Annotated in this window: 24 protein-coding genes; 4 read left to right on the top strand and 20 right to left on the bottom strand. The window is 70.9% G+C overall.

All coding sequences use genetic code 11. From position 1 onward, the window contains the following. The first annotated feature begins 90 nt into the window (after positions 1-90). Positions 91-654: a hypothetical protein gene (locus Q5762_RS09890; protein WP_399494802.1), complete on the top strand. Its 564-nt coding sequence runs from the start codon at positions 91-93 to the stop codon at positions 652-654. 47 nt (positions 655-701) lie between these two features. Here the strand turns inward: Q5762_RS09890 and Q5762_RS09885 are convergent, their stop codons facing one another. The 9 genes from Q5762_RS09885 to Q5762_RS09845 all read right to left on the bottom strand — a co-directional run bounded on the left by Q5762_RS09885 (position 702) and on the right by Q5762_RS09845 (position 9,387). Beyond that, positions 702-875 (bottom strand): hypothetical protein, encoded by a 174-nt coding sequence (locus Q5762_RS09885; RefSeq protein WP_315891622.1) that lies wholly within the window; start codon positions 873-875, stop codon positions 702-704. A 109-nt stretch (positions 876-984) separates the two neighbouring features. Then, complete coding sequence (tsaE, locus tag Q5762_RS09880) at positions 985-1,476, bottom strand: tRNA (adenosine(37)-N6)-threonylcarbamoyltransferase complex ATPase subunit type 1 TsaE (RefSeq protein ID WP_315891621.1); 492 nt, start codon at positions 1,474-1,476, stop codon at positions 985-987. A 10-nt stretch (positions 1,477-1,486) separates the two neighbouring features. Next, positions 1,487-2,662, bottom strand: coding sequence for an alpha/beta hydrolase (locus tag Q5762_RS09875; protein WP_315891620.1), 1,176 nt, complete (start codon positions 2,660-2,662; stop codon positions 1,487-1,489). Positions 2,663-2,692: 30 nt separating this feature from the next. Then, positions 2,693-3,841 (bottom strand): alanine racemase, encoded by a 1,149-nt coding sequence (gene alr, locus Q5762_RS09870; RefSeq protein ID WP_315891619.1) that lies wholly within the window; start codon positions 3,839-3,841, stop codon positions 2,693-2,695. A 20-nt stretch (positions 3,842-3,861) separates the two neighbouring features. Next, positions 3,862-4,734 (bottom strand): L,D-transpeptidase family protein, encoded by an 873-nt coding sequence (locus Q5762_RS09865; protein ID WP_399494862.1) that lies wholly within the window; start codon positions 4,732-4,734, stop codon positions 3,862-3,864. 115 nt (positions 4,735-4,849) lie between these two features. Beyond that, positions 4,850-6,286, bottom strand: coding sequence for an NAD(P)H-hydrate dehydratase (locus tag Q5762_RS09860; RefSeq protein ID WP_315891618.1), 1,437 nt, complete (start codon positions 6,284-6,286; stop codon positions 4,850-4,852). 70 nt (positions 6,287-6,356) lie between these two features. After that, a complete protein-coding gene (locus tag Q5762_RS09855; protein ID WP_315891617.1) occupies positions 6,357-6,725 on the bottom strand; it encodes a holo-ACP synthase in 369 nt (122 codons plus the stop codon). A 10-nt stretch (positions 6,726-6,735) separates the two neighbouring features. After that, a complete protein-coding gene (glmS, locus tag Q5762_RS09850; RefSeq protein ID WP_315891616.1) occupies positions 6,736-8,583 on the bottom strand; it encodes a glutamine--fructose-6-phosphate transaminase (isomerizing) in 1,848 nt (615 codons plus the stop codon). A 39-nt stretch (positions 8,584-8,622) separates the two neighbouring features. Beyond that, a complete protein-coding gene (locus tag Q5762_RS09845; RefSeq protein WP_315891615.1) occupies positions 8,623-9,387 on the bottom strand; it encodes a hypothetical protein in 765 nt (254 codons plus the stop codon). A gap of 207 nt (positions 9,388-9,594) precedes the next feature. On the opposite strand from Q5762_RS09845, the gene coaA reads away from it, so the two are divergent. Next, positions 9,595-10,572 carry a type I pantothenate kinase gene (gene coaA, locus Q5762_RS09840; RefSeq protein WP_315891614.1) on the top strand — a complete coding sequence of 326 codons (978 nt, stop codon included), beginning with the start codon at positions 9,595-9,597 and terminating at the stop codon, positions 10,570-10,572. Positions 10,573-10,574: 2 nt separating this feature from the next. Further along, on the top strand, positions 10,575-11,534 hold the full coding sequence (locus Q5762_RS09835; RefSeq protein WP_315891613.1) for a DUF389 domain-containing protein: 960 nt from the start codon (positions 10,575-10,577) through the stop codon (positions 11,532-11,534). Positions 11,535-11,550: 16 nt separating this feature from the next. Here Q5762_RS09835 and glmM read toward each other — a convergent pair whose 3' ends face one another. The 4 genes from glmM to Q5762_RS09815 all read right to left on the bottom strand — a co-directional run bounded on the left by glmM (position 11,551) and on the right by Q5762_RS09815 (position 15,929). Beyond that, positions 11,551-12,909, bottom strand: a complete 1,359-nt coding sequence (gene glmM, locus Q5762_RS09830) for a phosphoglucosamine mutase (RefSeq protein ID WP_315891612.1) — start codon at positions 12,907-12,909, stop codon at positions 11,551-11,553. A 164-nt stretch (positions 12,910-13,073) separates the two neighbouring features. Continuing rightward, a complete protein-coding gene (rpsI, locus tag Q5762_RS09825; protein WP_315891611.1) occupies positions 13,074-13,592 on the bottom strand; it encodes a 30S ribosomal protein S9 in 519 nt (172 codons plus the stop codon). A 44-nt stretch (positions 13,593-13,636) separates the two neighbouring features. Then, positions 13,637-14,080 (bottom strand): 50S ribosomal protein L13, encoded by a 444-nt coding sequence (rplM, locus tag Q5762_RS09820; RefSeq protein WP_015035600.1) that lies wholly within the window; start codon positions 14,078-14,080, stop codon positions 13,637-13,639. 226 nt (positions 14,081-14,306) lie between these two features. Next, a complete protein-coding gene (locus Q5762_RS09815) occupies positions 14,307-15,929 on the bottom strand; it encodes an ATP-binding cassette domain-containing protein (RefSeq protein WP_315891610.1) in 1,623 nt (540 codons plus the stop codon). A 56-nt stretch (positions 15,930-15,985) separates the two neighbouring features. On the opposite strand from Q5762_RS09815, the gene Q5762_RS09810 reads away from it, so the two are divergent. After that, positions 15,986-16,963: a hypothetical protein gene (locus Q5762_RS09810; protein WP_315891609.1), complete on the top strand. Its 978-nt coding sequence runs from the start codon at positions 15,986-15,988 to the stop codon at positions 16,961-16,963. Between the two features lie 25 nt (positions 16,964-16,988). On the opposite strand, the gene truA is transcribed toward Q5762_RS09810, so the two are convergent. The 7 genes from truA to infA all read right to left on the bottom strand — a co-directional run bounded on the left by truA (position 16,989) and on the right by infA (position 21,135). Then, positions 16,989-17,843, bottom strand: coding sequence for a tRNA pseudouridine(38-40) synthase TruA (truA, locus tag Q5762_RS09805; protein ID WP_315891608.1), 855 nt, complete (start codon positions 17,841-17,843; stop codon positions 16,989-16,991). A gap of 79 nt (positions 17,844-17,922) precedes the next feature. Next, the gene (gene rplQ, locus Q5762_RS09800) at positions 17,923-18,390 is read right to left on the bottom strand and encodes a 50S ribosomal protein L17 (RefSeq protein ID WP_315891607.1); all 468 of its coding nucleotides are present in this window, start codon (positions 18,388-18,390) and stop codon (positions 17,923-17,925) included. A 143-nt stretch (positions 18,391-18,533) separates the two neighbouring features. Continuing rightward, a complete protein-coding gene (locus tag Q5762_RS09795; protein ID WP_003966937.1) occupies positions 18,534-19,556 on the bottom strand; it encodes a DNA-directed RNA polymerase subunit alpha in 1,023 nt (340 codons plus the stop codon). Between the two features lie 128 nt (positions 19,557-19,684). After that, entirely contained in the window at positions 19,685-20,089 is a 405-nt protein-coding gene (gene rpsK / locus Q5762_RS09790; protein ID WP_006376016.1) for a 30S ribosomal protein S11, read from the bottom strand. A 66-nt stretch (positions 20,090-20,155) separates the two neighbouring features. Continuing rightward, a complete protein-coding gene (gene rpsM, locus Q5762_RS09785; RefSeq protein WP_315891606.1) occupies positions 20,156-20,536 on the bottom strand; it encodes a 30S ribosomal protein S13 in 381 nt (126 codons plus the stop codon). 202 nt (positions 20,537-20,738) lie between these two features. Beyond that, entirely contained in the window at positions 20,739-20,852 is a 114-nt protein-coding gene (rpmJ, locus tag Q5762_RS09780) for a 50S ribosomal protein L36 (protein WP_003956441.1), read from the bottom strand. A 61-nt stretch (positions 20,853-20,913) separates the two neighbouring features. After that, positions 20,914-21,135, bottom strand: a complete 222-nt coding sequence (gene infA, locus Q5762_RS09775) for a translation initiation factor IF-1 (protein WP_003956442.1) — start codon at positions 21,133-21,135, stop codon at positions 20,914-20,916. Positions 21,136-21,424: the final 289 nt, after the last annotated feature.

The raw sequence follows: 21,424 nt of genomic DNA, 5'->3' as shown, positions 1-21,424 counted from the left end.
CTCCCGGCCGGTCCGCACGGCGCCCCGTCCCGGTCCCCCACGGCTGCTACCGTCACGACCGATACGTACGTACGAAAGGTGGGCAGCAGGGTGGCACGGAGCAGCTCGGGATTCGTGGCCGGGCTCACGGCGGCGGCGGTCGCCGCGGTCGCCTTCCTCGCCTACCAGGCGTCGGCGAACGCCCCGGCGGACGTCTCGGCGAAGCCGAAGGCCCCGAGCACGGCGCCGTCGACGGCCGCGACCGGTGGCCCCGAGAAGCCCGTCAAGGACCCGCTCGCAGTCCCCGCCGACTCGGGCACCGGGACGCGCGTCGTGTACGCGCTCGGCGACCGCCGGGTGTGGCTGGTGGACCCGAAGGGCCAGGCCACGCACGCCTTCTCGGTCATGCCGAGCACGGTCCACCCGGCCCCGGGGACGTACAAGGTGACGTCCCGCTCGGGCTCGGTCACCGGCTCGGACGGCGTGATGATCGAGCACGTGGTGCGGTTCACGACCGAGCAGGACGTCTCGATCGGCTTCAGCGCGGCGGTCGACGGCACGCTCCCGACGCCGGACCCGACACGGAAGACCGGCGGCATCCGGATGAAGCGGGCGGACGGCGACGCGATGTGGACCTTCGCGTCGATCGGCGCGAAGGTCGTCGTCGTCCCGTAGGAGGGCCGGGGGCCGGCCGGCGCGTCGCCCGTTCGGGTTACGGCCGCTTACGCCGCCTCGCGCTCGGCCTCGGGCTCGGCGGTGTCCTGTTCCGGCTCATGCTTCGGCGTGCGCGGGGGTGTCGAGACCGCGTTCGCCGCGGCGCAGGACGCCAGCAGCTCGCTCATCGACGTACGCGTCCGCATCCGCGCTTCCGCGTTCTCGCGCTCAGGCGTCGCCATGCATGCCTCCCGTAGGTTAGGTACACCTAACCAGCTCTGCATCCATGTGACCACGTCCCGTACGACCGACGCAACATCTTCCCGACACCTTGTCGGAACCTACGTACGTTCAGCTCAGCGTGAGGTTCTCGGTCGCCCAGCGCGCACCGATCCCGCGCAGCACGACCGTGCGCCGGTCGTCGTCGGTGTCGCCGACGACGCGGTGGATCAGGACGTGCAGCCGGTCGTCCGTGAGGTCCTCGACCTTGCCGTCGCCCCACTCCACGACGACCACCGACTCGGGCAGCGAGACGTCCAGGTCGAGGTCCTCCATCTCGTCGAGACCGCCGCCGAGGCGGTACGCGTCGACGTGGACCAGCGCGGGCCCGCCGACCAGGGACGGGTGGACGCGGGCGATGACGAAGGTCGGGGAGGTGACGGCGCCCCGGACGCCGAGGCCCTCGCCGAGGCCTCGGGTGAGCGTGGTCTTGCCGGCGCCGAGCTCGCCGGTGAGCATGACGAGGTCGCCGGGGCGGAGCAGCTTGGCGAGCCGGCGCCCGATCTCCTGCATCTGCTCCGGAGAGTCGATGGCCAGGCTGGCGGCAGAATGCGGTTCTTCCATACCGGCCAACCTAACGGCTGCCGGCCCCCGCCTTCGTCGTCGCCGTAGCGGGCACCGCGCCGACCTTCGCGAGCAGGTCGGCGAGCCGGTCCGTCACGGCCTCCGGGTGCTCCAGCATCACCAGGTGCCCGGCGTCGGGCACGATGACCAGCTCCGCGTCCGGCAGCAGATCGGCGATGGCCTCGGTGTGCGAGCTGGGCGTGACCAGGTCGCGGTCGCCGGCCAGCGCGAGGACGGGCAGGTCGCGGAAGACCGCGAGCGCCGCCGCCTTGTCGTGCTCGGCGAAGGCCGGGTAGAACTCCGCGACCACGTCGATCGGGGTCGCCTCGATCATCCGCTCCGCGAACCGGGCGACGGCCGGGTCCACGTCGCGGGACGAGAACGAGTACTTCTTGATCAGCCCGGCGAACAGGTCGGCGGTGGCCCGGCGTCCCCGCTCCACCAGCTCCGTCTGTGAGCCGAGCACCTTCAGGACGCCCGGCAGGACCCGCCGCACCGCGTTGACCCCGGCCGACGGCAGTCCGTACGTGACCTCGCCCAGCTTCCCCGCCGACGTACCGACGAGGGCGACGCCGACGACCCGCTCGCGGACCAGCTCCGGGTAGCGGTCGGCGAACGCCATGATCGTCATGCCGCCCATCGAGTGCCCGACCAGGACCAGCGGCCCTTCGGGCGCGGCCGCGTCGATGACGGCCTTGAGGTCGCGGCCGAGCTGGTCGATGGAGACGGGCGGGCCGTCCGGCCCGGACTGGGCGACGCCGCGCTCGGAGCGGCCGTGGCTGCGCTGGTCCCAGTAGACGGTACGGACCAGGCCGCGCAGCGCCGCCCGCTGGAAGTGCCAGGAGTCCTGCCCCAGGCAGTAGCCGTGGCTGAAGACGACGGTGACGGGCGCGGGCGCCTTGCGGCCGAAGAGCCTGCGGCGGCGCGGCGCCGGAGCGTCCGACTCGACCTCGTCGACCTCGTAGTAGAGCGCGGTGCCGTCGTCGGCGGGCGCCTTGCCGGGCGTGCCGCGCAGGGAGCCGTAGGGGGCGGAGGCGTCGAGGGCGAGCCGCGCCTTCTGCCGCATGCCGCGCCCGACGGTCAGCCGCTCGATGGCCACGCCGGCCGCCGCGCCGGCGGCCAGGACGCCTATCGCGGCACCGGCGAGCCCGGCACGCCGCCAGTTGTCGGTGCTGGACTCGCTCACGAGGCTCCCCTGTTCGGTCGGTTCTGGTGCTTACCCGTTCACATAGACGCGCGGAACGCGCGCGCCGATGCGGGTGACGATCTCGTACGCGATGGTGTCGGCGGCCTCGGCCCAGTCCTCGGCGGTCGGCTCGCCCCGGTCGCCGGGCCCGAAGAGCAGCGCCTCGGCGCCGGGCTCGACGGTGTCCCGGCCGAGGTCCACGACGAACTGGTCCATGGCGACCCGCCCGGCCACCCGCCGGACCTTGCCGCCGACCAGGACCGGGCCGCGGCCGGAGGCGTGGCGCGGGATGCCGTCGGCGTACCCGAGCGGGATGAGGCCGAGGTGGGTCTCGCCCTCGGTGACGTAATGGTGCCCGTAGCTGACGCCGTGCCCGCCGGGCACCTGCTTGACCAGCGCGACGCTCCCGATCAGGGACATCACGGGCCGCAGACCGAAATCGGCGGGGGTGCCGAGGTCGGGGCTGGGCGAGACGCCGTACACCGCGATGCCGGGCCGGACCAGGTCGAAGTGGGCCTCGGGGAGGGTGAGGGTGGCCGGTGAGTTGGCGATGTGCCGGACCTCGGGCTCGACGCCGGCCTTCTCGGCGTAGTCGAGCATGGTGCGGAAGACGTCGAGCTGGGAGGCGATCGAGGGGTGGCCGGGCTCGTCGGCGCAGGCGAAGTGCGACCAGAGTCCGGTGACCTTGACCAGCCCGTCCTGCTCGGCCCTGAGGGCCTCGCCGACGAGCTCGGGCCAGTCGGCGGGCTGGCAGCCGTTGCGCCCGAGCCCGGTGTCGGCCTTGAGCTGGATACGGGCGGCCCGGCCGGTCTCCCTGGCCGCCTGGCGGACCTCTTCGAGGGCCCACAGACCGCTGACGGCGATGTCGAGCCCGGCCTCGATGCCGTCGGCCCAGGGGTCGCCGGGGGTCCAGAGCCAGCACAGGATCCGCGCGTCGGTGATCCCGGCGGCGCGCAGCGCGAGCGCCTCGTGCGGGGTGGCGGTGCCGAGCCAGTCGGCGCCCGCGTCGAGCGCGGCGCGGGCGCAGCGGACGGCGCCGTGGCCGTACGCGTCCGCCTTGACCACGGCCATCACCTGGACGTGCGGCGCGACACGGGCGCGCAGCGTGCGGACGTTCGCACGCAGCGCCCCGAGGTCGATCTCGGCGCGGGCTCTGCGGGGCGGCGGTGTCTCAGTCATCGCGCCCAGTCTCTCAGGTGTCAGCGTTCGGGCCGCTTTCCCCAGATGTAGACCCGGTCACCCTTGCGCAGCACGTCCCAGAGTTTCTTGGCGTTGGCGTGGCTGAGATTGACGCAGCCGCGGCTGCCGGTGGGCGTGGCGAGCTGGCCGTAGACGGCGTGGAAGGCCTGTCCGCCGTCGAAGAACTGGGCGTAGGGCATGGGGGTGTTGTAGAGGGAGGACCAGTGGTCCTTGTTGCGCCAGTAGACCTTCTTCCAGCCGGTACGGGTGCGGTAGCCGGGCCGCCCGCTCCGGATGTTGACGACCCCGAAGCCGACCTTCTTCCCCTTCTGCACCCACATCAGCTCACGGTCGAGGTCGACGCAGGCGACGGTGTACGTCTTGGCCGGGCACTTCCCGGCGGCGTTGGGGTTCTTGCGGGCGGCGACCAGCTCGGCGCGGGCCCAGGTGACGGGGCCGGCGTAACCGCTGGCGGGTTTGATCTTCTCCTTGACCTGGAAGGCGCGGATGGCCTTGCAGTCGGCGGCGGACTGCTTGCCGTCGACCTTGAGCTTGAGCAGCCGCTCGACGCGGCGCTGGTGGGGCCCGGCGAGCTTGGTGCAGGCGGCGGCGATCGCACTGCGCGGCAGGTACTCGACCAGCTCGTCGACGGGCCCGTCGGGCTCGGGCACGGGAACGGGCACGCCCTCGGCCTGCTGCGGAACCGGCGGCAGCACCTGATCGGGCGTGTCCATGGGGTACTCGGCCTGCCCGGCGCCCTCGACACCGGGCACGAGGGTGTCGGCGGCGGGGGCGGGGGGTGCGGGTTCGGCGGAGGCGGTTGCGGTGCTCGGCAGTCCGACTGCGGCGACGAGCAGCAGCGTTACGACACGGGAGGAGGCGGTCGATCTGATCACCCACTCAGCGAACCCGCCCCCACCGACCGCCGCCCGCCCAACGCCACGCGTGGCCCAACGTCTTCGCCCGACCGGGCGTGCGTCGGGGGTGCCGGGCGCCGCTAGGGAGCCGCTAGGGAGCCGTCACCACGTCGCGCCAGGCGCCGGGCAGGGCGTCCGCCACGTCGCCGGCCGTGATCGGCGCGCCGCCCGAGGCACGGCGGGCGGCGAGGCCGTGCAGGTACGCGGCCACCGAGCCCGCGTCCCGAGCGCGCAACCCGCCGGCGAGCAGGGAGCCGGCCAGGCCGGACAGGACGTCCCCGCTCCCCGCGGTCGCCAGCCACGACGTGCCGGTCGGGTTCACGCGTACCGGACCGGATTCCTCCGCCACCAGCGTCGTCGAGCCCTTGAGCAGCACCGTCGCCCCGAAACGCGCCGCCAACTCCCGTACCGCCGCGAGCCGCTCCGCCTCCACCGAGTCGCGCGAGGTACCGAGCAGGGCGGCCGCCTCGCCGGCGTGCGGGGTGAGCAGGGTCGGCGCCGTGCGCTCCCGTACCGTCGCCGGGTCCAGCTCGCGCAGCCCGTCCGCGTCCACCAGGACCGGTACGTCCGAGGCGAGGACCTCGGCGACCGCCGAGCGCTCGTCGCCGAGGCCGGGCCCGACGACCCACGCCTGGACGCGTCCGGCCTTCTCCGGCGGACCGGGGTGCACCAGGGTCTCGGGGTGGCGGGCGATGACGGCGTCCGCGGCGGGCCCGACGTAGCGCACCGCGCCCGCGCCGCCCCGCAGGGCGCCCGTCACGGCGAGCACGGCGGCGCCCGGGTAGCGGGCGGAACCGGCGACGACGCCCACGACTCCGCGCCGGTACTTGTCGCTCTCCGCGCCCGGTACGGGCAACAGCCGTGCCACGTCCTCGTGTTGCAGCGCCTCGATGTCCGGTACGGACGGCAGGACGTCGCCGAGCCCGATGTCGACGAGGCGCAGCGCCCCCGCGTACTCGCGGGCCGGGTCGATGAGGAGGCCCGGCTTGTACGTCCCGAAGGTCACCGTCGCGTCCGCGCGCAGCGCCTCGCCCGCGACCCGCCCCGAGTCGGCGTCCACGCCGCTCGGCAGGTCGACGGCGACCACGACGGCGTCCGAGCCGCGGGCCGCCCGCGCGACCGGGACGGCGTCGGGGCGCAGTCCGCCCTGGCCGCCGATGCCGGTGATCCCGTCCATGACGAGGTCGGCGACGGCGAGCACCTCGAAGGGGTCCTCCGCCACGCGGCCGCCGGCGGCGAGCAGCGCGGCGAGCCCGCGCTCGTGGGCCTTCTCGCCGAGCAGGACGGCCGTCACGCCGGCCCCGCGCCGGGCGAGCCGCACCCCGGCGTAGAGGGCGTCGCCCCCGTTGTCCCCACTACCGACGAGCAGGACGACCCGCGCGCCGTACACATGCCCCCGCCCGAGGAGCGAGAGACACGCGGCGGCAAGCCCGGCCGCGGCCCGCTGCATGAGCGCCCCCTCGGGCAACGCCCCCATCAACTCGGCCTCAGCGGCCCGTACGGTCTCCACGCGATAAGCGGTACGCATACCCCGAAGTCTGCCCGACGGACCCGATCGCGGCCGCACGATCCGCGCCACCCGGGGGTGGGGCGGAGGGTCATCCCTCCGCGATCACCACCGCCGACGCCACCCCCGCGTCGTGGCTCAACGACACATGCCAGTGCCGGACGCCCAGTTCCGCCGCGCGGGCCGCCACCGTGCCGCGTACCCGCAGTCGTGGCTGGCCGCTGGATTCGACGTAGACCTCCGCGTCCGTCCAGTGCAGGCCCGCCGGCGCGCCCAGGGCCTTGGCCACGGCCTCCTTCGCGGCGAAGCGGACCGCCAGGGACGCCGGGCCGCGCCGCTCGCCGCTCGGCAGCAGAAGCTCGCCCTCGACGAAGAGCCGCTGGAGCAGCCCGGGGGTCCGCTCCACGGACGCCGCGAAGCGGTCCACCTCGGCCACATCGATCCCCACCCCGATGATCATTCGCTCATCCCTATTCCACGGTCACGGATTTCGCCAGGTTCCGCGGCTGGTCCACCTCGTTGCCCCGTGCCGTCGCGAGTTCGCAGGCGAACACCTGCAGCGGCACGGTGGAGACCAGCGGCTGAAGCAGCGTAGGCGTTGCCGGGATACGGATCAGATGGTCGGCGTACGGGACGACCGTCTCGTCGCCCTCCTCCGCGATCACGATCGTCCGCGCCCCCCGCGCCCGGATCTCCTGGATGTTGGAGACGATCTTGTCGTGCAGGACCGACCGCCCCCGCGGCGACGGGACCACCACGACCACCGGCAGGTCCTTCTCGATCAGCGCGATCGGCCCGTGCTTCAGCTCCCCCGCCGCGAACCCCTCCGCGTGCATGTACGCGAGTTCCTTCAGCTTCAGCGCGCCCTCCAGGGCCACCGGGTAGCCGACGTGCCGGCCGAGGAAGAGCACGGTGTTCTTGTCGGCGAGCGAGCGGGCCAGCGCCCGTACCGGCTCCATCGTCTCCAGGACCCGTTCCACCTCGTCGGCGATCCGGGACAGCTCACGGACCACGGCGTGGATCTCGTCGCCCCACTTCGTCCCGCGCACCTGCCCGAGGTACAGCGCCAGCAGATAGCAGGCCACCAGCTGCGTCAGGAACGCCTTCGTCGACGCGACAGCCACCTCCGGCCCCGCGTGCGTGTAGAGGACCGCGTCCGACTCCCGCGGGATCGTCGAACCGTTCGTGTTGCACACCGCGAGCACCTTCGCGCCCTGCTCGCGCGCGTGCCGCAGCGCCATCAGCGTGTCCATCGTCTCGCCGGACTGCGAGATCGCGATGACCAGCGTCCGCTGCCCCAGGATCGGATCCCGGTAGCGGAACTCGCTCGCCAGCTCCACCTCGCACGGGATCCGGGTCCAGTGCTCGATGGCGTACTTCGCGATCATCCCGGCGTGGAAGGCCGTACCGCACGCGATGATCAAGATCTTGTCGGCCTCGCGCAGCACCGCGTCCGGGATGCGCACCTCGTCCAGCCGGAGCCGGCCCCCCGCGTCGATCCGGCCGAGGAGGGTGTCGGCGACGGCCTTCGGCTGCTCGGCGATCTCCTTGAGCATGAAGTAGTCGTAGCCGCCCTTCTCGGCGGCCGAGGCGTCCCAGTCCACGTGGTACGCCCGTACGTCGGCGGGGGCGCCTCCGAAGTCGGTGACCTCGACGCCCTCCCGGGAGAGCTTCACGACCTGGTCCTGGCCGAGCTCGATCGCCGAGCGGGTGTGCGCGATGAACGCGGCCACGTCCGAGGCGAGGAAGAACTCCCCCTCGCCGACGCCCACCACGAGCGGCGAGTTGCGGCGCGCCCCGACGACCACGTCCGGCTCGTCCGCGTGCACGGCGACCAGGGTGAACGCCCCGTCGAGCCGCCGGCACACCAGCCGCATGGCCTCCGCCAGCTCCCCGCAGGAGGAGAACTCCTCGGCCAGGAGATGGGCCACGACCTCGGTGTCCGTCTCGGACGCCAGGTCGTGGCCGCGCTCCTGGAGCTCCGCGCGCAGGGCGGCGAAGTTCTCGATGATCCCGTTGTGGACGACGGCGACGCGCCCCGCGTTGTCGAGGTGCGGGTGCGCGTTGACGTCGGTCGGCCCGCCGTGGGTTGCCCAGCGGGTGTGGCCGATGCCGGTGGATCCGCTGGACAGCGGCCGGTCCACCAGCTCCTTCTCCAGGTTGACGAGCTTGCCCGCCTTCTTCGCCGCGGCCAGTCCCCCGTCGGAGAGCACCGCGACGCCGGCCGAGTCGTAGCCCCGGTACTCGAGCCGCTTCAGGCCCGCGATCACCACATCAAGCGCCGACTGCCCGCCGACGTAACCCACGATTCCGCACATGGCGGCAGCCTACGACCGAAAGCGGGCGGAGCGCCGGACTCAGCCCAGCTTGGCGGCCTGCGCGTCGATGACCGTCTTGGGCAGCTCCTTGACCTTGCCCCCGAGGCTGATGGTGGCGAACGAGGCCAGCGTGTTGCCCTTGCGGAAGGCGACCACCTTGCTGACCCACTCGGCGCCTTCCACGTCGGTGGTGACGGTGTAGGCGACCGCCTCCTCACCTGCGGTTATGGACTCGGGCGCGACCTTGAGGACCTTCGTCTTCTCGCCGCCGCCGAGGAGCGCGAAGCCGCCCGCGCACTCCGGGCCGGCCGCCTTCAGGGAGGCCAGCGCCTCCTGCGCGCCCGCGCCGTCGTGCGAGCCGAGCACGACGGAGGTCGCCGGGGCGCTGAACGCGCCGAGGATGTCCTCCGGTGCCGCCGTCGCCCCCTCCTTCTTCGGCACCTCGATGGCCTGACGCAGCACATCGGCGGCCGGGCCGCCGGGCGCGATGGACGACAGGACGTCGGCGATCGGCTTGCAGGCGGGCTTGTCCGTGGCGACGTCACCCGGCTTCACCACGTCCGCGGCCTCGGCCTTCTGGACCTGGTACCCCTTGAGGTCGGCCTGCTCGACGATCAGCTTCTCCAGCTCGGCCACCGACAGCGCCTTCGCGTCGGGCGCGGCGGAGGCGGACGCCGACGCCGACCCGGACGCCTTCGGGGCGCCCTTGTCGTCGCTCTTCTCGCCCCCGCCACAGGCGGTGAGCAGCAGCGCCAGCGAGACGGCGCCGGCGGCGACGGTGGCGGTTCCCTTGAACGTACGCATGTCCATGTCCTTCTGATACTTCGCGCCGCCCTCGGGCGGCACATCCCCCCGCGTGAAGTACACGGCCCACGCGGGCAACTTCCTGATGATCACCCTAGGACAGGGGTACGACAACGGATTTACGCGTTCCGTCACGCCACCGAGCCACGTGACCCACGTGACCGAGCCCACGGCCCACAACCACCCCACAACCCCGACAATGGCGGGGTGATCACTTCGCCGCCACGAAGCCAGCGCCGGCCTCCCGAGGCCACGCCCTACGTCGACCTCACCCGGGACGAGTGGAGCGCGTTGCGCGACAAGACGCCGCTGCCGCTCTCCGCCGAGGAGGTCGAGCGGCTGCGCGGCCTCGGCGACGTCATCGACCTGGACGAGGTCCGGGACGTCTACCTGCCGCTCTCCCGGCTGCTGAATCTGTACGTCCAGGCCACCAGCGGGCTGCGCGGCGCGCTCAACACCTTCCTCGGCGAGCGCGCGGAGCAGCGCGGCACGCCCTTCGTCATAGGAGTCGCCGGCTCCGTCGCCGTCGGCAAGTCCACCGTGGCCCGTCTCCTCCAGGCGCTGCTTGCCCGCTGGCCGGAGCACCCGCGGGTGGAGCTGGTCACCACCGACGGCTTCCTCTATCCGATGGAGGAGCTGAAGGCGCGCGGTCTGATGTCCCGTAAGGGTTTCCCGGAGTCGTACGACCGCCGCGCCCTGACCCGCTTCGTCGCCGACATCAAGGCCGGCAAGGAAGAGGTCACCGCCCCGGTCTACTCGCACCTCATCTACGACATCGTGCCCGGCGAGCGGCTCGTGGTCCGCCGCCCGGACATCCTGATCGTGGAGGGGCTCAACGTCCTCCAGCCGGCCCTGCCCGGCAAGGACGGCCGGACCCGGGTCGGCCTCGCCGACTACTTCGACTTCTCGGTGTACGTGGACGCCCGGCCCGAGGACATCGAGCGCTGGTACCTCAACCGCTTCGGCCGACTGCGCGAGACCGCGTTCCAGAACCCCTTCTCGTACTTCCAGAAGTACACCCAGGTCTCCGAGGACGAGGCGCTGGACTACGCCCGCACGATGTGGCGGACCATCAACAAGGTGAACCTGCTGGAGAACGTGGCGCCGACGCGCGGCCGGGCCACCCTCGTCGTACGCAAGGGACCGGATCACAAGGTGCAGCGTTTGAGTCTTCGTAAGCTCTGAGCATGCTGCATCTGCGGATCATGGCGCCCTCCGTCCACACGGACGCCGTTCTCGACCTCATCGACACGACCGTGGGCACCACCCATGTGGCCGTCCTCAAGGACGTCGGCCGCGACCCGGCCGGCGACATCGTGCTGTGCGACGTGGCCCGCGAGGCCGGTGAGAAACTCCTGCACGGGCTACGGGAGTTGGGCATCGACAAGGAGGGGTCGATCGCCGTCGAGAACATCGACCTGTCGCTCTCCACGCGGGCCGACCACGCAGAGGAGGAGGCGCCGGGCGAGGCGGCGGACGCGGTGATCTGGGAGCAGCTTTCCGAGTCGACCCACGAGGAGTCCACCCTCACCATCACGTACGCCGCTTTCATGATCGTGGCGACGATGATCGCGGCCTGCGGTGTGGTCCTCGACAACGCGATCCTGATCGTGGGCGCGATGGCCGTCGGCCCCGAGTTCGGCCCGCTCGCAGGCATCTGTACGGCGGTGGTGCAGCGCGCCCCGAAGCTCGCCGCCCGCTCGCTGATCGCGCTCCTGGTCGGCTTCGCCGCGGCGATCGTGGCGACGACCGTGTTCAGTCTGGGGATGGACGGGATCGGCCAGTTCAATCAGGACCTGCTCGACGACCCGCGCCCCAACACCAGTTTCATCTGGCAGCCCGACCCGTTCTCCTTCGTCGTCGCGCTGCTCGCCGGCGTGGTCGGCATGCTCTCCCTGACCTCGGCCAAGTCCGGCGCGCTGGTGGGCGTGGCCATCTCGGTGACCACGGTCCCGGCCGGCGCGAACGCCGCCGTGGCGCTCAGCTACGGCGAGTTCGGCCAGATGTGGGGCTCCGTCGAGCAGTTGCTGCTCAACCTGGGCGGGATCATCGTGGCGGGGATCCTCACCCTGCTGGCCTGGAAAGCGCTGTGGCGCACCCAGCGGGGACGGATGACCCGCCCTCCGGGTGCGCCACGACGCAAGTGACCGTCGGTCAAGCGGCCTAGCCGAGCGCGGACTTCACCACGTCGGCGAGCCGGCCGGCCACGGACCGCGCCTGCTCGATGTCGGCCGCCTCGACCATCACGCGGACGAGCGGCTCGGTGCCCGAGGGGCGGAGCAGGACACGGCCGGTGGCGCCCAGCTCGCGCTCGGCGTCGGTGACCGCGGTCGCCAGCTCGGCGGAGGTCTTCACCCGGGACTTGTCGACGTCGGGCACGTTGACGAGGACCTGCGGCAGCCGCTCCATCACACCGGCCAGCTCCGCGAGGGACCTGCCGGTGGCCGCGACCCGCGCAGCCAGCATCAGACCGGTGAGGGTGCCGTCGCCGGTGGTGGCGTGGTCGAGCACGATGACGTGCCCGGACTGCTCGCCGCCCAGCGCGTAGCCGTGCTCCTTCATGGACTCCAGGACGTACCGGTCGCCGACCGCCGTCTGGATGATCTGCAGCCCCTCGCGCTCCATGGCGAGCTTGAAGCCGAGGTTGGACATCACGGTCGCGACGACGGTGTCGCCGCGCAGCGTCCCGGCCTCGCGCATGGCGAGCGCCAGGACGGCGAGGATCTGGTCGCCGTCGATCTCCTCGCCGGACGCGTCCACGGCGAGGCAGCGGTCGGCGTCACCGTCGTGGGCGATGCCGAGGTGCGCGCCGTGCTCGACCACTGCGGCCTTGAGCAGCCCCAGGTGGGTGGAGCCGCAGCCGTCGTTGATGTTGAGGCCGTCGGGGGCGGCACCGATGGTGACGACCTCGGCGCCGGCCCGGGCGAACGCCTCGGGCGACACGCGGGAGGCCGCGCCGTGCGCCTCGTCCAGGACGACCTTCAGGCCGTCGAGCCGGTTCGGCAGGACGGCCATGAGGTGGGCGACGTACTTCTCGAAGCCCTCGTCGTAGTCACGGACCCGGCCGACACCGGAGCCGGTCGGCCGCTCCCACGGGGCGCCGGTGCGGTGCTCCTCGTAGACGGACTCGATCCGGTCCTCCAGCTCGTCGGCGAGCTTGTGGCCACCGCGGGCGAAGAACTTGATGCCGTTGTCGGGCATCGCGTTGTGGCTGGCGGAGAGCATGACACCGAGGTCGGCGCCGAGCGATCCGGTGAGGTACGCCACCGCGGGGGTGGGCAGGACGCCGACGCGCAGGACGTCCACGCCCGCGCTCGCGAGGCCCGCCACGACGGCGGCCTCCAGGAACTCTCCCGACGCGCGGGGGTCACGCCCGACCACCGCGGTCGGCCGATGGCCCTGGAAGGTCCCCGCCTCGGCGAGCACGTGCGCCGCCGCGACCGACAGGCCGAGCGCGAGCTCCGCCGTCAGATCCGCGTTCGCCACACCGCGCACACCATCCGTGCCGAAGAGTCGTCCCACAGCTGTCCTCCGAAACTGCTCCGAAAAGTGCGAACCCCTGAGCGCCTGATGCCCGTTTTCACGCCAAAGTTGCCCGAAAGGGCCCAGGGGGAGGAAAAGACGTACGCCCCGGCAGCACGGGCAGTGCCGCCGGGGCGTACGTGCAAAGCAGACCGAGCAGGCGATTAACGCTTGCTGTACTGCGGGGCCTTACGGGCCTTCTTGAGACCGGCCTTCTTGCGCTCGACCGCACGGTCGTCGCGGGAGAGGAAGCCGGCCTTCTTCAGCGCCGGGCGGTTGTTCTCGACATCCGCCTCGTTCAGCGCACGGGCCACGCCGAGGCGCAGGGCGCCGGCCTGACCCGAGACGCCGCCACCCGCGATGCGGGCGATGACGTCGTAGCGGTTGTCGAGCTCGAGCACCTTGAAGGGCTCGTTGACTTCCTGCTGGTGCACCTTGTTGGGGAAGTAGTCCTCAAGGGTGCGACCGTTGATCTTCCACTTGCCGGTGCCCGGAACGATCCGGACGCGGGCAATGGCGTTCTTGCGACGACCCAGGCCGGCGGCCGGCTGCGGGTCACCGAAGCGGGAAGCCAGGGACTCCGAGGTGTACTCGCCCTCGACGGGCACCTCGGACTCGAAGGTGGTGACCTCGGCGTAGGTCTCCTCGCCCTCGATGGGGTTCTCAACAGTGGTCTCGGCCACGATTCTCCTCAGATTTCTTTCGTTCTTAGGGGGTGTGGCCGGAACTACTGCGCGACCTGGGTGATCTCGAACGGGACCGGCTGCTGGGCAGCGTGCGGGTGGTTCTCGCCCGCGTAGACCTTCAGCTTCGAGAGCATCTGACGGCCCAGGGTGTTCTTGGGGATCATGCCCTTGATGGCCTTCTCGACGGCCTTCTCGGGGTTCTTGTCCAGCAGCTCGTCGTAACGGACGGAGCGCAGACCACCCGGGAAGCCGGAGTGGCGGTACGCCAGCTTCTGGGTCTTCTTGTTGCCGGACAGGTGGACCTTGTCAGCGTTGATGATGATGACAAAGTCGCCCATGTCCATGTGGGGCGCGTAGACGGGCTTGTGCTTACCCCGGAGGAGGTTCGCAGCCGTCGTCGCCAGACGGCCCAGGACAACGTCCTGCGCGTCGATGATGTGCCACTGGCGAGTGACATCGCCGGGCTTGGGGCTGTACGTACGCACTTCGTAGCCTTCGCTTCTTCAGTGGATGGAGTCCAGACACACCTGAAGCGATCATGCAGCTGGGGCCTGCACTGCCGGGACACTGCCCGTATGCGAGCCACTGGAAACTGCTCCAGGGAACCTGCGTAAGGGCCCTTCGTGTGAGCACGACGAAGCCAATACGCATAACAAACCGCAACACTACCCGCGCCGCCCCCGACGGGTCAAAACGCCGCGAGACACCAGGTCAGCGCGCCCGCTCGACCCTGCGCTCGTCCCAGACCGGCTCGCTCGTCTCCCGTACGACCCCGTCCGAACCGAACACCAGATACCGGTCGAAGGTCTTAGCGAACCACCGGTCGTGCGTGACGGCCAGCACCGTCCCGTCATAGGACTCCAGCCCGTCCTGCAACGCCTCCGCCGACTCCAGGTCCAGGTTGTCCGTCGGCTCGTCGAGCAGCAGGGCCGTCGTGCCCGAGAGCTCCAGGAGCAGGATCTGGAACCGCGCCTGCTGCCCACCCGACAGCTTCTCGAACGCCTGGTCCCCCTGCCCCTCCAGCTCGTACCGCCGCAGCACCGACATCGCCCCGCCCCGGTCCTTCGCGTGCTCCGTCCAGAGGATGTCCACGAGCGACCGCCCCTGCAGCTCCGGGTGCGCGTGGGTCTGCGCGAAGTGCCCGGCCACGACCCGCGCGCCCAGCTTCCACTCCCCCGTGTGCGCCACCGACGGATCCCCGGCGAGCAGCCGCAGGAAGTGTGACTTACCCGACCCGTTCGAACCGAGGACGGCGACCCGCTCCCCGTAGAAAATCTCCAGCGAGAACGGCTTCATCAGGCCGCTCAGCTCAAGGTTCTCGCAGGTCACGGCCCGTACACCAGTCCGCCCGCCACGCAGCCGCATCCGGATGTCCTGCTCGCGCGGCGGCTCCGGCGGCGGGCCGGCCTCCTCGAACTTCTTCAGCCGGGTCTGCGCCGCCGCGTACCGGGACGCCATCTCGTGGCTGACCGCCGCCGCCTGCCGCAGGTTGACCACCAGCTTCTTCAGCTGCGCGTGCTTCTCCTCCCAGCGCCGCTTCAGCTCCTCGAAGCGGGCGAACCGCTCCCGCCGCGCGTCGTGGAAGGTCTCGAAGCCACCGCCGTGCACCCACACGTCCGACCCGGCCGGGCCGGGCTCGACCGCGATGATCTTCTGCGCGGCCCGGGCGAGCAGCTCCCGGTCGTGGGAGATGAAGAGCACGGTCTTACGGGTCTCCCGCAGCCGCTCCTCCAGCCACCGCTTGCCGGGAACGTCCAGATAGTTGTCCGGCTCGTCCAGGAGCAGCACCTCGTCGGTGCCGCGCAGCAGCGACTCCAGGACCAGCCGCTTCTGCTCGCCGCCGCTGAGCGTGCGGACCTCGCGGAACTGCGCCTTGTCGTACGGGACGCCGAGGGCGGCCATGGTGCACATGTCCCAGACGGTCTCGGCCTCGTACCCCTGGACCTCGGCCCAGTCGCTGAGCGCCTGCGCGTACGTCATCTGCGCGGCCTCGTCGTCGACCGTCATGATCAGGTGCTCGGCCTCGTCGACCGCCTTCGCGGCCTCCCGGATGCGCGGCTGGGCGACGGAGACCAGCAGGTCACGGACGGTACGGTCGTCCCGCACCGAGCCCACGAACTGCGGCATCACGCCGAGCCCGCCGCTCACGGTGACCGAGCCGCCGTGCGGCTGGAGCTCACCGGAGATCATCCGGAGCAGCGTGGTCTTCCCGGCGCCGTTGGCCCCGACCAGGGCGACGACGGCGCCCTCCCCGACCCGGAAGGAGGCGTCCGCGAGCAGGACCCTCCCGTCGGGAAGGTAGTACTCCAGATGCGCGGCCTCGACATGTCCCATGAGGGGCATTGTCGCCGCCCGCACCGCTCCGACCCAACCGGATTAGGATGCGCGGCATGAGCTTTGGGGGACCGCAGTGGCCACAGGAGCCGCAGCAGCCGGGACAGCAGCCGTTCGGACAGCAGCACGGGCAGGGGTACGGGCAGCAGAGTCAGCAGCAGTACGGGCTGGGGGTACCTCCCGGGCCGCAGGGCCCAGGGGGACAGCCCAGCCCCTTCCCGGGGGCGACCGCGGACGGGACACCCGACTGGGGTGCCCTCGCCGACGCCTCCGCCGCAGGCCGGCGCCGTAAGCGCTGGGTCCTGATCGGCGGTGGCGTGCTCGCGGCCGTCGCCGTCGGCGCGATCGTCGCCACGGCGGTCGTGCAGAGCAACAAGCCGGCCACCACGGGGAAGAACGGCACGGTCACCCCCACCGGCTCCGCGGCCCCCACCGCCTCCCCCACCCCTGGCCCGACGTTCTCCTCCGTCGCACCGCCGCCCCCGCCCAACCCCAAGGACTTCATCTCCGACGAGAAGAAGGACAAGGCCCCGCTCAGCGCCGAGGGGCTCTTCCCGGGCAAGAAGCTGACGATGAACGGCCGCGCCTACACCAAGGGCGCCACGTCCTCCACGACGAAGTGCGCGAGCGTCGCGCAGGGCGGGCTCGGCGCGGTCCTGACGAAGAACGGCTGCGACCGGGTGATCCGCGCCACCTACGTGCAGGACGGCGTCGCCATCACCGTCGGCGTGGCCGTCTTCCCGAACGAGGCGGCGGCGCTGAAGGCGAAGAACCAGGCCAGCGGCGGTATCGCCCCGCTCGCCGGGTCGGGCGTGAAGGACTTCTGCCGCGCGACGGTCTGTCTGCGCCGGGCGAACTCGATCGGCCGGTACGCGTACTTCACCCAGGCGGGCTTCACCGACGGCAAGAAGGTGACCACGTCCGACAAGGCCGTCTTCCGGACCAGCGACGACCTGGGCACCTTCACGTTCAACCAGGTCTACGCCCGCGGCAAGTCCCAGGCCTCCGCCGCGGCCGGCGCCCCCGGCCAGTAGCGGACGGCCGGTCTGCGGCGGCCGGTCAGCAGCAGCCGGCGCCCGGCAGCGTGCGCTTGTTCCTGGCCTCCCGGTTACGGGCGGCCAGGAGCTCGTCGGCCGGGTAGCCGACCTCTTCCAGGGTCAGCCCGTGCGGGCGGACGACGTGCACCGCCGAGTCCCGTACACCCGCCGCCAGGACCTTCGCGGGCCAGTCCACCGGACGGTGTCCGTCGCCGACGAAGAGCAGCGCGCCGACGAGCGAGCGGACCATGTTGTGGCAGAAGGCGTCGGCCTTCACGGTCGCTTCGAGGACGCCGCCGGGCCGCCGCTCCCAGCGCAGCTCCTGGAGCGTACGGATGGTGGTGGCACCCTCGCGCCTCTTGCAGTACGCGGCGAAGTCGTGCTCGCCGACGAGCCGCTCGGCGGCCGCGTTCATGGCGTCCATGTCGAGCGCCCAGTCGTGCCACAGGACGTGCCCGCGCAGCAGCGGGTCGACCCCGCCGGGGTTGTCGGTGACGCGGTAGGCGTAGCGCCGCCAGATAGCCGAGAAACGCGCGTTGAACCCGGCGGGCGCCTCGGTCAGGGACCACACCCGTACGTCGTGCGAGAGCCGCCCGGCGAGCCGCCGCACCAGCTTGTCGTGGTGCTCGGCCCACAGCTCCACGGGCAGGTCGACGTGCGCGACCTGGCCGCGTGCGTGCACCCCGGAGTCGGTCCGGCCGGCCACGGTCAGCTCGTACGTCTCCTGGGACCGTGTCACGGTCCGCAGGGCGTCCTCGATGTCCCCCTGCACGGTCCGCCGCCCGGCGGCCTGCTTGGCCCAGCCGGAGAAGTCCTTGCCGTCATAGGAAAGGTCAAGCCGTACCCGTACGAACCCGGGCTGCACGTCGTCGCTCACGCGGAAATCCTCTCAAGAACACGGGAGCGGGCCCGCACCCCAGGGGGTACGGGCCCGCACACGAGAAACGTCGGAACGCTTACGCGTCCTTCGACTCCTCGGCGGCCTCGGTCGTGGCGGCCTCGTCGGCCTCCTTGACGGCACGCTTGGCGGCGGCCTCGGCCTCGGCGACGGTCGCCTTCTTGGCGATCTCGCCCTCGACCAGCTCGATCACAGCCATCGGGGCGTTGTCGCCACGACGGTTGCCGACCTTGGTGATACGGGTGTAGCCACCCGGGCGCTCGGAGTAGCGCGGCGCGATCTCGGTGAAGAGGGTGTGGACGATGCCCTTGTCGGTGATCGTCTGCAGCACCAGGCGACGGTTGTGGATGTCGCCCTTCTTCGCCTTGGTGATCAGGCGCTCGGCGACCGGACGCAGGCGGCGAGCCTTGGCCTCGGTCGTCGTGATCCGGCCGTGCTCGAAGAGGGACTTCGCCAGGTTGGCGAGCAGCAGACGCTCGTGAGCGGCACTGCCACCGAGGCGGGCACCCTTGGCGGGACGCGGCATGGTGTTTCTCCTTGTGATCTGCACCGGCCGTATGAGGTACCGATGTCAGTGTCCGAGCGGGCGGTTACCCGTCGGAGACCCGCGCCCCTAGGGGCGCGGGGAACTGCGCGATCAGCCGAAGCGGACCGGCAGCCGAAAACCGATCAGTACTGCTCGGTCTCCACAAAACCCGCGTCCGCATCGTCATCGGCGCCAAAGGCGTCGGCGGCGGCGGTCGGGTCGAATCCGGGCGGGCTGTCCTTCAGGGCCAGGCCCATGCCGGCCAGCTTCGCCTTGACCTCGTCGATCGACTTCGCACCGAAGTTGCGGATGTCGAGCAGGTCGGCCTCGGAGCGCGCCACGAGCTCACCCACGGAGTGGATGCCCTCACGCTTGAGGCAGTTGTACGAACGAACGGTGAGCTCGAGCTCCTCGATCGGCAGCGCCAGATCGGCGGCAAGCGCGGCATCGGTCGGGGACGGGCCCATGTCGATGCCCTCGGCGTCGATGTTGAGCTCGCGCGCCAGACCGAACAGCTCGACCAGCGTCTTACCGGCGGACGCCATGGCGTCGCGCGGCCGCATGGCCTGCTTGGTCTCGACGTCGACGATCAGCTTGTCGAAGTCGGTGCGCTGCTCGACACGGGTCGCCTCGACCTTGTACGTGACCTTGAGCACCGGGGAGTAGATGGAGTCGACCGGAATACGGCCGATCTCCTGGCCCACCTGCTTGTTCTGCACGGCGGAGACGTAGCCGCGACCGCGCTCGACGGTCAGCTCCATCTCCAGCTTGCCCTTGCCGTTGAGCGTGGCGAGCACCAGGTCGGGGTTGTGCACCTCGACACCGGCCGGCGGGGCGATGTCAGCAGCGGTGACCAGGCCGGGACCCTGCTTGCGCAGGTACATCACGACCGGCTCGTCGTGCTCCGAGGAGACGACCAGCTGCTTGATGTTCAGGATGAGGTCGGTGACGTCTTCCTTGACGCCCGGCACGGTGGTGAACTCGTGCAGGACACCGTCGATCCGGATGGACGTGACGGCCGCACCCGGGATCGAGGACAGAAGCGTCCGACGGAGGGAGTTGCCGAGGGTGTAACCGAAGCCCGGCTCCAGCGGCTCGATCACGAACCGGGAGCGGAATTCGTCGACGACCTCTTCGGTCAGCGACGGACGCTGAGCGATCAGCATGGTGTGTGTTCCTTCAGTCGTGGACGCCCACTATTTGACGCCCGACGGGTACTACCTAGTGCAAGGGTACGGGCGGCACCGCTCCGGAGAGCCGTACCGCCCGAAACCACAGGTCAAGCAGCCGTGCGTCAGACGCGGCGGCGCTTGGGGGGACGGCAGCCGTTGTGCGGCGTGGGGGTGACGTCCTGGATCGAGCCGACCTCGAGGCCGGTGGCCTGGAGGGAGCGGATCGCGGTCTCACGGCCGGAGCCGGGACCCTTGACGAAGACGTCGACCTTGCGCATGCCGTGCTCCTGCGCGCGGCGAGCGGCCGACTCGGCGGCCATCTGCGCGGCGAACGGGGTGGACTTGCGCGAGCCCTTGAAGCCGACGTGGCCGGCGGAGGCCCAGGAGATCACGTTGCCCGCGGGGTCCGTGATCGAGACGATCGTGTTGTTGAACGTGCTCTTGATGTGCGCGTGGCCGTGAGCGACGTTCTTCTTTTCCTTGCGGCGCACCTTCTTGGCAGCGCCCTGACGACCCTTGGGGGGCATCTATATCTCCTACGGGAGGTGGTCGGTCCTACAGCGAAGACCGTGTGGTCAAGCGTCCGCTGAGGACTACTTCTTGCCCGGCTTCTTCTTACCGGCGATCGCGCGACGCGGGCCCTTGCGGGTACGCGCGTTGGTGCTCGTGCGCTGACCGTGCACCGGCAGACCGCGACGGTGGCGGATGCCCTGGTAGCACTGGATCTCGATCTTGCGGCGGATGTCGCCCTGGATCTCGCGGCGGAGGTCGCCCTCGGTCTGGAGGTTGGCGTCCACGTACTCGCGGATCTTGACCAGGTCCTCTTCGGCCAGGTCACGAACGCGGACGTTCGGGTTCACGCCGGTGGAGGCGAGGATCTCCTTGGACCGGGTGCGCCCGATACCGAAGACGTAGGTGAGTGCGATCTCCACACGCTTTTCGCGCGGGATGTCAACACCGGAAACGCGTGCCATGCAATGGCTCCTGTGTGTTCGGGGGTCTTCAACAAAGCCGCTCCCGGCACGCCGACCCCTCTGATTCGAGGAAGTGGTACGCATCGGGTCCCCGGCCCCCGCCGGAGGTGCCGCCGACCCTTGCGGGCTGGGCGGGCTTTGCTTATTTACGTATTACGTGCGTCGCGCGAAGAACTGCGAAATGCAGGTCGGTCGGCGTGCGTCAGCCCTGGCGCTGCTTGTGGCGCAGGTTGTCGCAGATGACCATGACCCGGCCGTGACGGCGGATCACCTTGCACTTGTCGCAGATCTTCTTGACGCTCGGCTTGACCTTCATGTGTCTGAGGTTCTCCGGGTCAGTGCCACCACCCGCGGCGGAGCCGGGGTGCGGGCAAGATCTACTTGTATCGGTAGACGATCCGGCCACGCGTCAGGTCGTACGGAGAGAGCTCCACGACGACCCGGTCGTCCGGAAGGATACGGATGTAGTGCATCCGCATCTTGCCGGAGATGTGCGCGAGGACCTTGTGACCGTTCTGGAGTTCCACCTTGAACATCGCGTTCGGGAGGGACTCGATCACGGTGCCCTCGATTTCGATGGCACCTTGCTTCTTGGCCACGCTTCGCCTTTCGAATCGGCTACCTTGATCGACTCTCGATCCGTGTGCGGACACACGGGTACACGAGAGCCGACGCATCAGTCTACGTCAGGCCCCTGGAAAAGACGAATCCGGAGAGTTTGCCCACCGGTCAAGATCCTTACGCAAGCAGCCACGCCGCAGGTTTCCCGCTCTAGCCCTTGGGGTCTCCCCAGGCCCTCAGGGCCCAGGGGAAGGGTCGGGCGCCGCCACGACGCCCAGCTTCGCCCGGCCGCAGACCCATTCCTTGACGCAGGCCTCCGACCGGCGG

The organism is Streptomyces sp. P9(2023) (assembly GCF_032436795.1).
In the GTDB taxonomy this organism is placed as follows: Bacteria; Actinomycetota; Actinomycetes; order Streptomycetales; family Streptomycetaceae; genus Streptomyces.
Note: the sequence above shows the minus strand (reverse complement) of the source record. Positions and strands in the feature narration are given on the sequence as shown.

Bases quoted from the DNA above. Each gene is read 5' to 3' on its own strand.
- rpsK (WP_006376016.1), bottom strand. From the start codon at position 20,089: ATGCCCCCCAAGGGTCGTCAGGGCGCTGCCAAGAAGGTGCGCCGCAAG.
- Q5762_RS09815 (WP_315891610.1), bottom strand. From the start codon at position 15,929: ATGGGACATGTCGAGGCCGCGCATCTGGAGTACTACCTTCCCGACGGG.
- tsaE (WP_315891621.1), bottom strand. From the start codon at position 1,476: ATGGAAGAACCGCATTCTGCCGCCAGCCTGGCCATCGACTCTCCGGAG.
- Q5762_RS09795 (WP_003966937.1), bottom strand. From the start codon at position 19,556: ATGCTGATCGCTCAGCGTCCGTCGCTGACCGAAGAGGTCGTCGACGAA.
- alr (WP_315891619.1), bottom strand. From the start codon at position 3,841: ATGACTGAGACACCGCCGCCCCGCAGAGCCCGCGCCGAGATCGACCTC.
- rpsM (WP_315891606.1), bottom strand. From the start codon at position 20,536: ATGGCACGCGTTTCCGGTGTTGACATCCCGCGCGAAAAGCGTGTGGAG.
- Q5762_RS09855 (WP_315891617.1), bottom strand. From the start codon at position 6,725: ATGATCATCGGGGTGGGGATCGATGTGGCCGAGGTGGACCGCTTCGCG.
- rpmJ (WP_003956441.1), bottom strand. From the start codon at position 20,852: ATGAAGGTCAAGCCGAGCGTCAAGAAGATCTGCGACAAGTGCAAGGTG.
- Q5762_RS09810 (WP_315891609.1), top strand. From the start codon at position 15,986: ATGAGCTTTGGGGGACCGCAGTGGCCACAGGAGCCGCAGCAGCCGGGA.
- rplQ (WP_315891607.1), bottom strand. From the start codon at position 18,390: ATGCCGCGTCCCGCCAAGGGTGCCCGCCTCGGTGGCAGTGCCGCTCAC.
- Q5762_RS09845 (WP_315891615.1), bottom strand. From the start codon at position 9,387: ATGCGTACGTTCAAGGGAACCGCCACCGTCGCCGCCGGCGCCGTCTCG.
- Q5762_RS09860 (WP_315891618.1), bottom strand. From the start codon at position 6,286: ATGCGTACCGCTTATCGCGTGGAGACCGTACGGGCCGCTGAGGCCGAG.
- glmS (WP_315891616.1), bottom strand. From the start codon at position 8,583: ATGTGCGGAATCGTGGGTTACGTCGGCGGGCAGTCGGCGCTTGATGTG.
- Q5762_RS09835 (WP_315891613.1), top strand. From the start codon at position 10,575: ATGCTGCATCTGCGGATCATGGCGCCCTCCGTCCACACGGACGCCGTT.
- Q5762_RS09885 (WP_315891622.1), bottom strand. From the start codon at position 875: ATGGCGACGCCTGAGCGCGAGAACGCGGAAGCGCGGATGCGGACGCGT.